Here is an 18368-nt window from a genome sequence, read left to right as displayed (position 1 = left end):
TTTAAATTAGTCAATTAAGATAATATTATCAAATAATTCTTGCACCGTTTGATAAACTGAATTATCTAATAACTTCTCTTTGCTAATAATATCTTCTTCTTGACGATAATAATCTTTAAAATTAAGCGCATATGGCGTTGGTAACTTATTAGCAATTCGTAATTGATAATATTCTTGGCGAATATATGCTAATTCTAGCGTATGAACCGCCATAATAATTAAATTTTTCGTAAGCAAAATATCTTTCAAAAATTCTTGCATATTTTTAGTAAAACTATAATTATTAATAATTGTTGCTTGGCGTTCAATAGGACAAGATAAAATAATTGCCCCCTTCATAGCAGCGACAATTGTTGTATCAACTAACATTTTAGCAATCTTCTGAAACGAACTATGAGTTAAATACTCATTAACCAAATTTCAACGATTACTATATTCTGTTCTTAAATACTTATCAGCTTGTGATAAAACATTAAGATAATCCGTCATTTCTCAAATAAAAGGTTTATTAATAACACTAATATTATTAGTTTCAGAAACATTTTCATCTTTTTCATCTTGATTTTCACTATCATTTTGTGGTATAATTATCTTATTGGATACTTCTTTTTCTTTAATTATTTGATTTTTATTATCATTTTGTAAACAATTTTGTGGTATAATCATTTTATTGGTCTCTGATTTTAAATCATCAATGGCTACCACTAACTCAGAATCATTTAATGTTAATGATTCTTTTTTATTGTCAACTTGCTGGTTTTCAACAGTAGTAATTATTGCATCATGATGCCTAACCTCAGTCGCTACTATTGAAGCCATATTTTGAAAGTAATTCATATTTTTAAACGAAGCAATTTCAAAATACATTATTGCATTATTACTAAAACGATAATTATTTAATGCCTCTAAGTAATTTTCAATAATTTTTAATAATTGTTCTTGTGTCAAAATACTAAACGGTAACGAATCATCAGGATCTAAAATCATTAATATTTCTTTATTAGTAGTACCTTTATAAATAATAATTTCTTTACAAATATTAATTAAATCAATTGTTAAATTATTAATATCAACACCAACTTGAAGAAAATTATTAATAGTTTGCAAAACTTTTAATGTATTGTTGTTAATAATATCTAACAAAAACGCAATTTTTTCAGCTTTACTGGGAATCATAAAAAGCATATTAACACTTGCTAAATTAACAACTTCACGATTATAAGCAATTACTTGTTCTAAAATACTTAATGAATCACGAACCGCTCCGGAACTTAAAAGCGCAATTTGTTCTAAACCATCTTTTTCATAAGGAATTTGTTCTTGTTCTAACACTGTTATTAAATTTTGCACTAAATTATTTTTATTAACTAATTTAAAATCAAATTTTTGACAACGAGAAACAATTGTTAAAGGAATTTTATATACTTCTGTCGTTGCTAAAATAAAAATCGCATGTCGTGGTGGTTCTTCTAATGTTTTTAATAAAGCATTAAAAGCACTAATCGTTAACATATGAACTTCATCAATGATATATACCTTATATTTACAAAGGGATGGTAATAACGAAATTTTTTCTTTTAATTCTCTAATTTCATCAACACCATTATTTGAAGCACCATCAATTTCTAATAAATCAAGACAAGAATTATTATTAAAAGTTTCACAAATATAACATTCATTACAAGCTTCACCATTAATTATTTTTAAACAATTAACAGTTTTAGCAAATACTTTAGCAATTGAAGTCTTACCAACCCCTCTTGGTCCACAAAGCAAATAAGCATGACTAAATTTATCATTAATAATTGCATTTTGTAACGAAGTTACAATTTGATTTTGACCAATAATTTTACTAAATTTATTGGGACGATATTTTCGATATAGCGTTAAATATTTCATTTAGTAATCCACCCTTTATACTTATTAAGATTATACTCTCAATAAAATTATATAATATTATGGCAGTCAAAAAAATTTTATTTACAATTATTATTAATTTTTACGAACTTCTTGAAAAAACCTTTGTAAAATTTGTTTTACTGGCAATTCTAATAACCCTTCATCATATGAAGCCTGATGATTAAACTTATTTTTATCTAATAATTGATTTTGGGAAACAACAGTGCCAAACTTAGGGTCACTAACAGCAAAAAAAACTTTTTTTATTCGCGACTGCAAAATCGCTCCGGTACACATTAAACACGGTTCTAAAGTTGAGTATAAAACACAATCATTTAGTCTTCATTGACCTAATGTTTTAGCGGCATTAGCGATAGCAATCATTTCCGCATGCTCCAACGGATTATTATTAACTTCTTTAGAGTTATAACCTTGACCAATAATAATACCATTGGGATCAACAATTACTGCTCCAACGGGAACATCACCATTTTGGTATGCAATTTTAGCAAGGGATATGGCTACTTTCATATATTTAATATGTGGCATTTTTTTACTCCTATTTTATTAATTTATTTTAGCATAAAAAAATACCACTACACATAGCACTTTTCCTTATGGCTGCTACTTTCGTCCTGACCAGATTCAGAAGTTACTATTGTAATGGTTATGTTAATTATAATACATAATTAGGAAAAATAGCAATAAATTTTAAAAAATTAGATTGTTAATTGTTTCATGTGAAACAATTAACAATCTAAAATTAAACACATCTTATATCACTTTAAAATATTACTGCTATTTCGCAAACTATATAAAAAATAAATTTTAAAATCTTTAATCTAAACTATTAATTAAATCCAATCAATAAAACAAAATTCTAAAAAAGGATGTTTCACGTGAAACATCCTTTTTTCCTTAAACGGTAATCTTTTCTAATCCTCCTAAATACTTTTGCAATATCTTAGGAATCACAACCGTTTTACTATCAGATTGATAATTATTTTCTAAAATTGCCGCTACCAAACGATCAACTGCTAATCCCGAACCATTTAATGTATGAACTAACTTAGCATTATCTTGTGACTTTACTTTATAACGAATTTTTCCTCTTCGGGCTTGAAAATCTTCACAATTAGAACAAGAAGAAATTTCACGATATTTATTTTGTGAAGGCATTCAAACTTCAATATCATAAGTTTTCGCAGCACTAAATCCTAATTCACCTGTACAAAGTTCAATAACGCGGTATGGTAGTTCTAAAAGTTCTAAAATTTTACAAGCATCATTAGTTAACTTTTCTAATTCATCATATGATTGTTCTGATTTAGTAATTTTAACTAACTCAACTTTATGAAATTGATGCAAACGAATTATTCCTCGCGTATCCTTACCAGCTGCTCCCGCTTCAGAACGATAACAAGTGGTATAAGCACAATATTTTAACGGTAACTTATGACCATCAATAATTTCATCTTGATATAAATTAGTTATTGGTACTTCTGCCGTAGGAATTAAATAATAATCTTTTTCTTGTAATTGAAATAAATCTTCTTTAAATTTAGGCAGATTTCCCGTAGTAATTAATGAATTTGCATTAACAATTGTTGGCGGAATAATTTCCTCATAACCAGATTGATAATGAACATCTAACATTAAATTAATTAAGGCACGAACTAAGCGGGCACCAGCGTTTTTATAAATAACAAAACGACTACCAGTTATTTTTGTTGCCCGAATAAAATCAATAATATCTAAATCTTTCGCAATATCTCAATGCGGATGCGTTGATTTTAAAGCCTTGTTTTCATTTCATTTTTTAACTTCAACATTATCGGCTTCACTTATCCCAATAGGAACAGTAATTTCAGGAATATTTGGTGTTTTTAATAACAAATCCTTAATTTCACTTGCAACAACTAGTAATTGCTGTTTTAATGTTTCAATTAATAACTTATTACTTCCCAAATTTTCTTTTAAGACTTCAATTTCATTAGTTTTCTCTTTTTGTATTAATGATGCAATTAATTTTGATTGTTTATTATGTTCTGCTTGTTTTTGCTCTAATTTAGTAATAATTTCTTTGCGTTCCATATTTAATTGTTTAACTTTTTTTAAATACAAAAAATCAGCATTTCTGGTTGTTAATCTTTTAATAACTTCATCAATATTTTCTGATAAATAATTTATATCAATCATTTTAACAAACCCTTTCTTATTTAAAGAATAATTCTAGTTAACAGAAATAATAGCACTAGTTTTTATCTTTTGTTCTGATTTTAACTTAATTAGTTTAACACCACTACTATTTCTTTGAGAAATTTTCATTTCACTCAAATTAACACGAATCCCAATACCATTATTCGTAACAATTAACATCTCTTCATTACCTTTAATAGCTTTAATCGTAACAATATCACCGGTTTTAGGAGTTAATTTCATTGCTTTAACACCTTTAGTAGCTCTTTTTGTTAAACGAAATGACTGCAAAGGCGTTATTTTACTTAAACCATTTTCAGAAATAGTAATAATATTACTTCCCGTCGCACTAGTACAGCCCCCAATAACAAAGCAATCATTATCTAACATAATTCCTTTAATTCCTGTGGCTTTTCTTTGTAATAAGCGAATTTCCTTTTCATTAAAATGAATTGCTTTACCATTACTAGTAGCAATAATAATTTTCGTATCACCGGTTGTTAATAAAACTTCAACAAGACTATCATTAGTTTTAAAATCAATTGCAATTTTACCTGTTTTACGAATTGAATCAAACTCACCAATAGCAGTGCGTTTCACAATCCCATTTTTAGTAATAAAAAATAAATACTGTTTACTATTTTCTGAATTTACGGCAATTAAAGTTTTAATTTTTTCTTTTCGTTCAATATTAATTAGATTAATAATTGGCGTTCCTCTTGCTACGCGTGAAAAACTACTAATTTCATAAGCTTTTAAACGATATACTTTACCGACATCACTAAAAAACAAAATATCATCGTGCGTATTAGCAATAATAATTATTCTGGTATCATCGGTTTCACCTAAATTTATTGTATTAACACCCGTCCCACCGCGTTTTTGGGTACGATATTCATCTAAATTTAACCGCTTAATATAACCATTTTCAGAAAAAATAATAACTACGGGTTCATTTTTAATTAACGATATTTCATCAATGCTAATATCCTCTTCATCACTAGTAATAATTGTTCTTCGCGGATCACCATAATTATTTTTAATTGTTATTAACTGCTTACTAATAATTTTTGTTTGTTCACTGACATCTTGTAAAACTTTTTGACATTGAGCAATCTCATCATTTAATGTTTGTAATTCTTCTTCTAATTTAACTTGTTCTAAACCAGTTAATCTTTGCAAACGCATTTGCAAAATCGCTTGAGCTTGAATTTTACTTAACGCAAATTCGCTAACTAATTTGTCAATTGCTTCTGTTGGTGCGGTTGTGCTTTTAATTAAACGAACAATGGCATCAATATTAGATAAAGCAATAACTAATCCTTCACAAATATGAGCACGGTCTTGATTTTTTTGTAATTCAAACTTAGTTTTTCGAACTAAAACAACAAATTGATGTTCTAAATATGCTTGTAAAATTTGAAGTAAATTCATAAGTTTGGGACGACCATTATTTAAAGCAATTAAATTAATTGAATGTGTTGATTGTAACGGTGTCATTTTATATAACTTATTCAATAAAATTTTACTACTAACATCATTTTTTAATTCCATTACTACTCTAATCCCTTCGTGATTAGATTCATCGCGTAATGCATAAATACCTTGTATTTCTTTATTTTTTACTAAGTGCGATATTCTTTCAATTAAGCGAGTTTTATTTAATTGATACGGAATTTCATTAATAATTAAAGCTTTACGACCGTTTTTAAATGTTTCTTCACTTACTTTTCCCCGCACCGTAATCGTATCACGACCTGTTAAATAGGCTTTTCTAATTCTTTGATTACCAATAATACTTGCTCCCGTGGGAAAGTCTGGTCCTTTAACAATGTCTTGTGAAATTAATTGTTCAATTGTAACCTGAGGATTTTCCAAAACATAAATTAAAGCATCAATAACTTCATTTAAGTTATGTGGCGGAATATCCGTTGTAATACTAACAGCAATTCCTTTTGAACCATTAACTAGTAAGTTAGGAAAAGATGCTGGTAATACTTTCGGTTCTCGTTCGGTACTATCATAATTATCAACAAAATCTACCGTATCCTTATTAATATCATTTACTAATTCATTAGCTAATTTACTCATTCGTGATTCCGTATAACGCATCGCGGCTGGATTATCGCCATCAATCGAACCAAAATTTCCTTGACCATCAACTAACGGATAGCGTGATGAAAATTCTTGTGCCATTCTGACCATTGAATAATACACAGCAGTATCACCATGCGGGTGATATTTCCCAATAATTTCTCCCGTAATTCGGGCTGATTTTTTATATGGTTTGTCATAAGTTATTCCTAAATCATACATAGCATATAAAATTCGGCGATGCACTGGTTTTAAACCATCACGAACATCAGGAATCGCTCGGGAAACAATAACTGACATTGCATATTCTAAAAAGCTTTCTTGCATTTCTTTACTAATATCAATATCTTTGACATTATGTTGCTTATCTAAATTCATTTATTTCACCTTCCTAAATGTCAAGATGCTTAACATACTGGGCATTCTCTTCAATAAATATTTTTCGTGGTTCTACTTGTTCACCCATTAACATAATAAAAGTCATATCAGCAATACTAGCATCTTCAATTGTTACTTTTAGTAACTGGCGATTTTCAGGATTCATTGTCGTACTTCATAATTGTTCAGCATTCATTTCTCCAAGTCCTTTATATCTTTGAATACTAAATTTTTGATCATCTTTTAACGATTTTTTAAAATTTTCTAATTCTTGATCAGAATATACATAATTACTCTTTTTACCAACTTGAATTTTATATAGTGGTGGTTGTGCAATATACACACAACCAGCGACAATTAATTCGTGCATATAACGATAAAAAAATGTTAGTAATAGCGTTCGAATATGAGCACCATCAACATCAGCATCCGTCATAATTATTACCTTATGATATCGTAACCTGTCAATATTAAAATCTTTATTAACACCACAACCTAATGATGTTATCATTGTTAAAATTTCATCATTTTCTAACACTCGTTCAATTCTTGCTTTTTCAACATTAAGAACTTTACCTTTTAATGATAAAATAGCTTGAAAATTACGGTCTCGTCCCATTTTCGCAGTACCACCAGCCGAATCACCTTCAACCATATAAAGTTCACTAATCTTAGCATCATTACTACTACAATCAGCTAATTTACCTGGTAATGGTGCCACATCAAGTAAATTTTTCTTACGAGTAATTTCACGAGCTTTTCTTGCTGCCATTCTTGCTCTAAAAGCTAATAATGTTTTTTCTAAAATATTCTTCGCAATTTGTGGATTTTCCATTAGAAAATTTTTAATAACATTACCAATCGCATTAGAAACTATTTGTCTAGCAACTTTATTACTTAATTTAGCTTTTGTTTGTCCTTCATATTGCGGATCAGATATTTTAAGAGAAAGTAAAGCAACTAAACCTTCTTTTAAATCATCTCATAATAATTTTTCATCATTACTTTTAATATACTTATTATTTAATGCATATTTACTTATTTCTCTTGTTAGTGCCAACCGTAATCCTTCTTCATGCGTTCCACCTTCAGAAGTATTAATGTTGTTACAAAAAGAATATAACTGCGTATGATATGTATCATTATATTGCGCAGCAAATTCAATATGAGTATCATCATATTGGTAATCACTATAAATTATTTCCTTATGAATAACAACGCGGTCACTATTTAAATCAGCAACATAATCACGAAGCCCATTAAAATATTGAAATACTACTTGGCGTTGTGCTTTTTCATCAATAAGAATAATTTTTAAACCCTTATTTAAAAATGCTAATTGTTTTAATCGCGTTTTTAAAGTTGTGTAATTAAATGACTGACCTTCTTCAAAAATACTAATGTCCGGCATAAAACGAACAACCGTTCCTCTTTTGTCAGTTGTGCCCGTAATTTTTAAAGCTTCTTTGATTTTTCCTCCATTATGAAATTTTAAATCATAAATATTACCATCACGATATATCGTGACATCTAAATAACTACTTAAAGCATTAACAACCGATGCTCCCACACCGTGAAGACCACCAGATACTTTATAAGTTTCACCATCAAACTTACCACCAGCATGCAATACAGTAAATACTGTTTCTAAAACAGAAATTTTACTTTTAGGATGAATATCAACTGGAATTCCACGACCATTATCTTCAATAATAATTTCATTATCATTTAACAAAGTAATTTTAATTTCGTTACAATAGCCACCCATAACCTCATCAATTGAATTACTAATAATTTCTCATGCTAAATGATGTCATCCTTCTTTAGAAATATTTCCAATATACATTCCTGGTCGTTTACGAACTGCTTCTAAATCTTCTAAAATTTGAATTGAAGATGCATCATATTTTCTTTTCAACACTAAAATCTCTCCTATCACACATTGATGTTTTTACTACTATAAATTTACACCGAATATAACTAATTATACCACTTTTAAGGACATTTAGGAAATACATTCAAGCCACCGGTCGCGTTTAGTTTTCTTAGGTATTGCTTTGAAGAAGTAAAACAATCAGCTAATTATATTATTTAATTACTAAACTAACCCTGCCTTTCTTGTTATTATCATTTTTATTCTTTTTCATTTTATCATATTATTGAATTTTTACACAACAAAAATTATTAATTTTATTAAATTTTAACTAATATTTTTACTTACTTAAATCTATTATATTTATTTGTTACAGCATTACCTTTATAGTTAATTCAACTATCATCATTTTTGTTATTATATTTATTTCATAATGAAGTTTTATATATTTCTTTTCTGATTTCTATTTCTGAATTAATATTTTCATTAATGTAATGTAATACATTTAATTTGTTTAAATTTGCCATTCTTAAATGTAATAAGTTATTTAAATTTTTATGATTATATATTTTCGCCCCATATCCTAATTGTTGTTTTACCAAATGTGACACATCACTTTCAATGCTACAACCAATATTTCATTCTAAATTTTGATTATGAATACCTTGCTTATTATTACTGAAATAATTACTCGCCTTTCTTAAATTTATTTTAATATCTTTATTTAATTCATTTTTAGCAACATTACGAATGTTTTTGATTAATTCTTGATGATTTCCATCCTTATATAATTTAATTCAACTATTTAGTGTTACTTTACGATTTTCAAAAATAATATTAAATGCAGTTTGTTTTAATTTTTTAATAGCATGATAACCATCTAAAATATATCTAACATTACCAAAACTATTGGCAATTTCTCTAATTCAAGTAGCACCATCACCACAAACAATTATTTTGTCATAATTAATATTAACATAATGTTTTTGCAATTCTTTAATTAATAAATCACGATAATCCATCGTATTTATTTGTTTACCAACTTTTAACATTAGAAAATGACCTCGTTTATTTTCTAACTCTCTACGAGCATTTTTGTATTTTTTTTCTTTATGTCCGGTATGAAAAGTAACTAAACGAATTCTTTGGTCTTGTTTAACTTTCTGATCTAATGTCGCTAAAAATGTTTCATCTAGTTGAATATATAAATTCTTATTTTTGATATCAATTCTAGTTTTAGTTTCTTTTTCTGCTAATTGAAAATATTCGGCAATATTGTATTTATTTAAAATATTTGAAATACTACTTTTTGAAATATAACAATGATTTAGAGCATCTAAAACATCGCGATACCGTTTACCATCGCCCAAAAGACTTAAAACTTTAAATTGGACATCAAAATAAATGCGTTGTTTGGGCAATAAACCAATTTCTTTATCTAGTAAACATACATATTCGAATTTACCTGATTTTTGATTTCAATATTTATATCGGCGTCGTTTAAAAGTAACATCACCAAAAATTGTAATAATTGTTCTTGATGCAAAATGAACTACTTTATAACCTTGTTTTAACCGATAATGATATTTATATAAATATTCATCTAATTTTTCGTATTCATTAGTTAATTGTTTGCATTTATTGGTGTACATATTTTTATGCGTTGTAAATAAGTTTAATCAATGCTTATTTTCTAAGGTTTTTACATTATTATTAATTTCTAACATAATAAGTTACCTTTCTTGATAGTAATTTTAATAAAGTTTAGTTAGCTTATTTTTCTGCTTTAATGATAAATATTTTTTTAGAACTAGTATTCAATATCCTGAAAAAATGATATAAATTCTTATTTTAATGATTTATAATTAATTTGTATTAATTAAATTTTATAAATTTAAGAAAAGGTTTACGGGATGATTACTATAAAAATTTATTAATTTAGTAAAAATTGACATAAAGGTAAAGGATTTAATAAATGAAAAAACTTTTAGGATTATTAGGAACAATTTTAATAACTGGCAACGCCTTGCCGACCGTGATTGCAGCTGCTCCTAATCGAAAACAAAGAACAAAAACTAAATTATTAAATAGTGAGCTTAATTATTCACAAACAAATAATTTAGAAAATCTCCAAAGAAGTAAAAGACAAAACAACGAAGATATTTCAAATACTCCAAAAATACAAGATGAACAACAATCTCAATTTTCATCAAATTCAGATAATCAAATTGATATTATTGAAAAAGAAGTTACTCTGGATAAAAATTATTCCGAAGGTATTAAAAAAATATTACAAGAACTGATTGATGAAAAATATATTGATCCATTAAGAAGTATCAATATGGGCGGACTTATAAGCAAAGAACTTGATAATAAAACAATTATTTCTAAATTAGAAGAATTAGATCCTAAAATGATTAATTGAATTAAAAAACAACAAAATAACAAAGAAAAAATACTAATATTAACATTAAAAAATAGTAATAATAAAAGGATAAAATTAGTAATTAATTTAAATAATCTTTATTTACTGGGATTTATTAATAATCAAAATCAATATTTTTATTTTGATGATGAACTTTTAGAAAAAATAAAACAACATAATCAAGAAGAAATCAAAAAACTTAATAATTTAAAGGAAAAATTAAATAATTTAAAAGAAAACAAACTTTTATTTAATGAAGAAAAAGTAAAAGAATATTTACAACAAAAAAATGAACTTATTCCACTTAAAGAAAAAGAAAAAAAAATTAAAAAATTAAATTATAATAATGAATTAAATTCTTTAAATAAAAAAATTAATAATTTACAAGGTGAAAATTTAAAAGATGAAGAAAAAAAAATTAAAGCTTTAAATGAATCAGTAATTAAAAAATATAATTGTCAAAATATTAATTTAAATTATACAGGAGCATATACAAGTGACGGTTTAAATGTTGTAATAAAAGAAAATGGAAAACTCGATAAAGGAAAAGATATTATTATTTCAAAAGATACTTTAAATAATGCAATTACAAATTTAACAAATTATCATAATAAACAACAAAATCAATCAATAAAAGATGATTTAGTAAGAATGATTTTTATTACAAGTGAAGCTATGAGATTTCAATGTGATGAAAAAACTTTAGAAATTTTTGCAGAAATTAAAAATACCAATGAATTAAAAAAAATCATAGCTGAGAGTCAAAATATATTAATAAATATTCAAGAAAAAATATTTATTAAAAATCAAAAAATAAATTGAAAAGATTATACATCACAATTAAGGGGTGATTGAAAAAAATATTCAGAACAATTCAATAAATTTAGAATAGAAATTTGAAATGAATTAAATGAATTTAAAAAAATTTTTAATTTTATTAATGATTCAAAATATGAAGTAAACGAATTTCTAACAAAAATATTAGATAATAATGTAGAGAAAATAAAACAAATTTTAAAAATTGCACAAGAAACTAATTTAATTCAAAAAATAAATAAATATGATTTAGATAATAAACAAGCTATTATTTTTTTGCTTAGTATAAAAAAAGATATTATTACTTGAAAAAAAAGATTAGATAAATTATTTCCATTAAAAAACTGAAAAGAAATAGAATTTGGTTGTTTTAAATTTTTACATGTAACAATTTTACAACGCAACCTTGATTTAACTAAATTACTGATTAATATTGATGCTGGTACTACTGATATTAATCCTCAATATAAAAATAGCTTAAGTCTTTTATATTATGCAATAGATACAGGCGACATTCAAATAGTAAAATTATTGATTGATAATGATGCTGATGTTAATTTTCAAGATGAAAACGGTTTAACTCCTTTACATTTTGCAATAGAGAATGCAATAGATACAGGTGACATTCAAATAGTAAAATTATTGATTGATAATGGTGCTGATCCTAATGTTTTAGATTGTAATAATGATTTTATTTCACCTTTACATTATGCAATTATAAAAAACAAAAAAGAAGTGGTGGAAGTGCTTTTAAAATCAAAAAACATTAAAAATAAAATTAATAATAAAAGTTATCTAAATATAGGATGTTTACATTGAATAAGTTTAAATTCAAAAAATATAAATAATTTAGAAATAGCAGAATTATTGATTGATAATGGTGCTGATGTTAATCTTCAAGATGAAAACGATGCAACTCCTTTATACTATGCAATAAGTACCAACAATAAAGAAATGGTTCAATTATTAATTAATAAAGGAGCTAATATTAAAAATATAACTAAGAATGGTTTAACCCCACTATATTACGCAATAATTTTAGACAATAAAGAAATGGTTCAATTATTAATTGAAAAAGGTGCTAATGTTAATATGCAAGATGAAAACGGTTTAACTCCTTTACATTTTGCAATAGAAGAAAATAATCAAGAAATGGTTCAATTATTAATTAATAATAATGCTGATGTTAACATTAAAATAACATCAGATGGTGCAACTATTTTACATTATGCAATTCTAAACAATAAAAAAGAAATGGTAAAGTTATTGATTAAAAAAGGTGCTAATGTTAATAACGGTGTAAATGGTTTAATTCCTTTATACTATGCAATAAGTACCAACAATAAAGAAATGGTTCAATTATTAATTAATAAAGGAGCTAATGTTAATATGCAAGATGAAAATGATTTTTCTCCTTTATACTATGCAATAAATGAAGAGAACATTGAAATCGTTAAATTATTGCTTGCCAATGATGCGGATGTTAATCTTCAAAATAAAAATGGTTTAACTCCTTTACTTTATTCAAAATATAACAAATATATAAAAATTGAGAATCTTTTTAAAAATTTTAAAAATTTAAAAAATAAAATAGAATCATTAAATGAACAATTAAAAAAGATAAAAATTAATGAACAAAAAACAAAAATTAATAACAATTTAAAAAAATCTGAGGATAAATTAAAAAAATTATTGTATGTTACACTTGATAAAAAAATATATACGCCAATTTATACACAAAAAACAATTACAGAATATGAATATAATGCTGGTATAGGACAAAATAATTTAAATGCACCAACACATCAAAATAATCTATATGATGTTCCTGCAGATAATAGTTGTTTATTTTGGTCTGTGGCAACAGCTTATTTATTGCCGGTCCGAAATAATTATGAAGAATTTAGAGCAAGATTCATTCAATTATTTGGTGAAGAAAATTTAAAAAATATATTACATCTTCAAAAATTACTACAACAATATGATTTAATAAATAATAGAAATTTAAATCAATTATGATATAAAGATGTAATAGTAAATAATTTAGTCACAAATGTTTTTCGTAATAGTGTTGAGGATTATATTGAAAAAAATTTAGATAATCCTATTCAAAACAATTCTAATAGAAGCCAAGCACCAACTTTTAGAAATCTTATTCAAGAAAATAATGAAGTTGCTTCTAACTACTTAGAAAGAATGCGGCAATCTTCATCGTGGGGTGGGGTGCCAGAAATAATAGCAATGAGTAATATTTTAAATTCTAACATTAGTGTAAATAATGACGGATCTTATCAACCCGTGCATCAAAATGCAAATAATAATAACATCGCGATATCTTATGTTGAGCTTGAAAAAGGTTCGGGTATTAACAATCATTATAATTTTGCTTTAACACCAGAAGAAGATCAAACAAATCACCCTATTGTTATTAATGACAATCAGGGAAATGCCCCGGTCGTTGATATAACCAAGAGACCAGATAATTTACTACCAATCACGCCAAAACCAGAGGCGAACGCAATTAAATTAGCAGTTGATGATCATGGTCAATACCACGCCAATTTGGCCAACAACAATAATGATGATGATGCTAATCAAGGTAATAATATTGCCAAAGCACCAGAACCAGCAACAACCCCATTGCAAAAAGATGAATATCATTTTGTAGATAAAAAAACAGAAGATGATAGTTTAAAAAATGATGAAAATTTAGAAATTAACTTAATTAAAAACAATAAAGACGAAATAAAACAAAATGCCTCGGCAGGAAATCAATCCATCAGTACAAATATTGAGAATTTACAAACAACAACTGCTGAGGCAATAAATCAATACAACGCTCTTTCAAAAGAAGAAAAATTAAAAAAATTAAATGAAATTAATCGTTATTATCAAACATTACCGGAAAACGATAAAAAAACTTTTAAAGAAAAATTAACAAATACTGGATTAGCAGCTTTAAGTGGGGGTGCATTAACAGCTTATGGAACCAAAATAACTGTTAGTGGCACCGCCGCCGCTACTGGTGTTACAAATGCAGAAGCAATGGAAATGGCCCCGCTCTTATCAACAAGCACAACAGAAAGCTTGGCCGCCGCAGAAACAATTACTGTTGCCGAAACAGCGGCGGTTGAAGGCGGAGTTATAGCCGGAGAAGCTGGTACTGCTGCCGCTCTGGCTCCGGAAACCCTAGGCCTATCCTTAGTGATTGGAGGATTGGCAATTGCCGGAACATGAATGTATTTGACTTTTCATCATCATGCAACATCTGATATTGCGTTGCCAACTTCAATTCATCATAATGTTTATGATAACATTGAAAAATGATATAAATTTCTAGCCCATGATCAATTAAAAATTAAAATTAACAAAAATACATGAAATGAAATTAAACAAAATAAAAATTCACAAGCAACCATTACTAAAATTATTAAAAATAAATTTATTATAAATGACCATTCTGGCTGAGGCGAAAGTGTCACAAATGAAGATTTCAATACTCTCGTAAAAGTAATACTGCTTCATTTTGAACAAATAAATGGTTATTTTGAAATATTAGATAATGAAAATGATGGTTTTGTCATTATAACCAACACTGAAGGTGATTGACTAGGAATAGAATAAAATTTAACATTATTAATTAAAAGAGAAAAATATTTCTTATATGTGGGTCGCGTTTAGTTTTCTTAGGTATTTTTTAAAAAAGAAAAAATAGTCATTTACTATAAATTATTTCAATATGCAAATTAAGTATATATTTCTTATGTATGATTTTTGTTGTAAAAAATTATTTTAATGTTGTTTTTATAAGCATTTTACTTAGTTTTTATAACCTTTTATTAAGAATATGTTTGTTAATATTAAATATTTTGTTTTATTAATTATTTTTCAAGTAAAAAGGTAATAAATTTTTAGTTGCTTTTCTTTCAAAATTATTCAAATCTTTACCCACCTAACAAAACTTTATGCGCCCTAAAAATTAAAAATGCGAATTCATAACATAAAAATTTATCAACTCGCATTTTTAATTTTTTAACTAATAAGTTCGCATTGGTAAGACTAACTGTAATAATGTTGGATCTTCATCACTAGTAATAATAATTGGTTTATCTTCAGCCGTTAAATTAATATTTAAATTACTAGTCTTAAAAGCTCTAATTGCATCAAGCATATACTGTGAGCGAAACGCAATATTCATTATCTCACCAGATAACTGAAACTTGCTTAAATGCTCATTAGAATTACCAATCTCACTAGAACTAGACTCTACCTTAATTTTATCATTACTAATATTTAACTTAATTGTAGTATTACTAATTTCGTGACTTAATACACTAGCACGATCAATGGCATTTAATAAATCACGATTATTAATCACAATCTTACTATTATAACTTTCAGGAATAATTTTATTAATATTAGGATACTTACCATCAATAATTTTTGATTGTAAAATTGTATTATTAATCTTAAAAACAACATTTCTTTCATTAATAATTATCGTAACATCATTATTTTTTTCACTAATCTTATTTACTTCTTGAATTACTTTTCCTGGAATAATAACTTCATAATCATCCTCACTATAATACGGAAAATTTATCTCTTTACTAGCTAATCGAAATGAATCAGTAGCTGTAACCTTTAATTTTCCCTTACTAAACAAAAAATGAATCCCTGTAAAAATAATATTTCTCTCTTGTTCACCAATTGCAAATCCAACTTGATTAACAATTGCTTTTAAAACACCATCACTAATAATAAATTCTTGCCCCCTAGTATCAAATAAAATTTTAGGATACTGATTAACATCTAAAGTATTTAATTGCGAATCAAAATTATTCGCATTAATACGAATTACACTACCTTCAACAACTTCAATGCGAATAATTTCACTTTCAATTTTCCGAATCACTTCACTAACAAATCGTACTTTAATTAAAGTTTTTCCCAATTCTTCAATTTGTAATTTACTTTCATTAACTTTAATTTCGACTTGCATTGATAATGTTCCCGAAGAACCAATTAAAACTAACTTATCAGGTTTAACTTCAAATAATAGACCTGTTAATGCTGGTAATGGTGATTTATATGAAATGATTCGTGAAATCTTATTAATTTCATTTAATAATCTTGTGCGAGAAATAGTAATAATCATTTAGAGTGACTCCTTATATATATTATATTTATATTTATTGTAGTATTAGTAGTATACTGTGGACAATGTGGATAACTTCCAAATACCGTTAACTATTTTATAGTATCACACATTTTTAGTGTTAATAATTTGTTGACAATTTTGTTAATAACTTTTTTGCTTTAAAAAAGTTTATCCTTGACATTTAGCAATTAACAAATGAACTACTTTAGCAAATTCTTTATTATTTTTAATTAAAATCTCAATTTTTTGACAGGCACTCATTACCGTTGAATGGTCTTTACCACCAAATTCAATCCCAATCCGTGAAAACGGTTCATCAATAAGCGTTCTTGCTAAAAACATTGCTAAATGACGGGCAATGGTAATGTTTGCAACTCTAGTTTTACTAATCAGCAACTTAACAGGAATATTATAATATTCGGCAACAATTTGTTTAATTTTTTTAATAGTAATTTTTTCTCGCTTGTCAATAATAATATTTGAACTTTTAAATGCTTCTTTAACATCTTCTAATTCAATTATTTTTTCAGCACTAATGTTCATTACTGAGAAGAAAATCATCCGATTTAAAGCTCCTTCTAATTTTCGAACATCAGTATTAAAATTTAAGGCAATAAATTCTAAAACTTCTTTGGCAAAAACCGTTGCACTATAATTAACTTCTTTAACTTTTAGGTTTAAGATATTTAAGGCTGTTTCAAAATCAGGAGCATCTAAGCAAACACTTAATCCGCTTTGAAATCGTGACACCATCCTTTGTTCAAAACCATCTAATTCATCAGGATATTTATCAGAAGTTAGAATAATTTGTTTATTGTCATCAATAAAACGATTAAAAATATTAAAAAAGATTTCATTAGTTTTGTTTCTTTTGGCTAATAATTGAATATCATCAATTAATAATACTTGATAATTATTAAAAGAATCCTTAAAATCTTCAATCGCATCAATGCCATGATTATATATTTCTAAGAACATGCGACCGAATTCTTCTGAAGATAAGTAGCGAATTTTAATATTAGGATTATTTTTAATAATTTCATTTTCTACAGCGTGTAATAAATGCGTTTTACCTAGTCCTGAATTTCCATAAATAAATAATGGATTTCAACTAACACCAAGATTTTTAACAACAGCTAATGATGCTTGATAAGCATCTTGATTACAAGCTCCTTTAACAAAGTTAGTAAAGGTAAATTTTTTTTTATTACTTTTTAAATTATCATCACATTCATCATATTGTTGATGGGGCATATTTTCAATTTCATATTGTTCAAGGAATTTAACACTTAGTTGCCGATTACTAACTTGATTAATAATAATTTGAATTTTATTAGTTAAATTTTTTGTTAAAATTTCTTTTGCAAAACCACTCCGAACTAAAATGATACATTCATTATTATTAGTAATTGAATGAATATTAGTATTTTTAATATAAGTATTAAAAATAATTGGATCAATTGTTTCACCCATTAATTTTGTTTTAACTTGTTCTCACATTTCTTTATGACTCATAAATCACA

9 protein-coding genes and 1 other RNA gene are annotated in these 18368 nt (G+C 26.3%); 1 reads left to right on the top strand and 9 read right to left on the bottom strand.

Annotated features, from left to right (window positions below; genetic code table 4):
• Positions 1 to 6: 6 nt before the first annotated feature.
• The 7 genes from dnaX to AAHF53_RS00020 form a co-directional block, all read right to left on the bottom strand.
• The gene (dnaX, locus tag AAHF53_RS00050) at positions 7 to 1899 is read right to left on the bottom strand and encodes a DNA polymerase III subunit gamma/tau (protein WP_342189787.1); all 1893 of its coding nucleotides are present in this window, start codon (positions 1897 to 1899) and stop codon (positions 7 to 9) included.
• A 93-nt stretch (positions 1900 to 1992) separates the two neighbouring features.
• Positions 1993 to 2448 (bottom strand): nucleoside deaminase, encoded by a 456-nt coding sequence (locus AAHF53_RS00045; protein ID WP_338967813.1) that lies wholly within the window; start codon positions 2446 to 2448, stop codon positions 1993 to 1995.
• Between the two features lie 31 nt (positions 2449 to 2479).
• Positions 2480 to 2574, bottom strand: an RNA gene (gene ffs / locus AAHF53_RS00040) — signal recognition particle sRNA small type.
• A 243-nt stretch (positions 2575 to 2817) separates the two neighbouring features.
• On the bottom strand, positions 2818 to 4098 hold the full coding sequence (serS, locus tag AAHF53_RS00035) for a serine--tRNA ligase (RefSeq protein WP_342189786.1): 1281 nt from the start codon (positions 4096 to 4098) through the stop codon (positions 2818 to 2820).
• A 33-nt stretch (positions 4099 to 4131) separates the two neighbouring features.
• Complete coding sequence (gene gyrA / locus AAHF53_RS00030) at positions 4132 to 6570, bottom strand: DNA gyrase subunit A (RefSeq protein ID WP_342189785.1); 2439 nt, start codon at positions 6568 to 6570, stop codon at positions 4132 to 4134.
• 13 nt (positions 6571 to 6583) lie between these two features.
• On the bottom strand, positions 6584 to 8494 hold the full coding sequence (gene gyrB / locus AAHF53_RS00025; protein ID WP_425289534.1) for a DNA topoisomerase (ATP-hydrolyzing) subunit B: 1911 nt from the start codon (positions 8492 to 8494) through the stop codon (positions 6584 to 6586).
• 293 nt (positions 8495 to 8787) lie between these two features.
• Positions 8788 to 10170 (bottom strand): Mbov_0401 family ICE element transposase-like protein, encoded by a 1383-nt coding sequence (locus AAHF53_RS00020; protein ID WP_338967661.1) that lies wholly within the window; start codon positions 10168 to 10170, stop codon positions 8788 to 8790.
• Positions 10171 to 10418: 248 nt separating this feature from the next.
• Here AAHF53_RS00020 and AAHF53_RS00015 point away from each other — a divergent pair, with 248 nt between their 5' ends.
• Positions 10419 to 15308 (top strand): ankyrin repeat domain-containing protein, encoded by a 4890-nt coding sequence (locus AAHF53_RS00015; protein WP_342189783.1) that lies wholly within the window; start codon positions 10419 to 10421, stop codon positions 15306 to 15308.
• 412 nt (positions 15309 to 15720) lie between these two features.
• Here AAHF53_RS00015 and dnaN read toward each other — a convergent pair whose 3' ends face one another.
• Together dnaN and dnaA are read right to left on the bottom strand one after the other, a co-directional pair.
• The gene (dnaN, locus tag AAHF53_RS00010; protein ID WP_338967809.1) at positions 15721 to 16842 is read right to left on the bottom strand and encodes a DNA polymerase III subunit beta; all 1122 of its coding nucleotides are present in this window, start codon (positions 16840 to 16842) and stop codon (positions 15721 to 15723) included.
• Positions 16843 to 17013: 171 nt separating this feature from the next.
• Entirely contained in the window at positions 17014 to 18360 is a 1347-nt protein-coding gene (dnaA, locus tag AAHF53_RS00005; RefSeq protein WP_342189782.1) for a chromosomal replication initiator protein DnaA, read from the bottom strand.
• Between the last annotated feature and the right edge of the window lie 8 nt (positions 18361 to 18368).

The sequence above is a fragment of the Spiroplasma endosymbiont of Dilophus febrilis genome, assembly GCF_964030685.1.
In the GTDB taxonomy this organism is placed as follows: Bacteria; Bacillota_I; Bacilli_A; order Mycoplasmatales; family Nriv7; genus Nriv7.
Note: the sequence above shows the minus strand (reverse complement) of the source record. Positions and strands in the feature narration are given on the sequence as shown.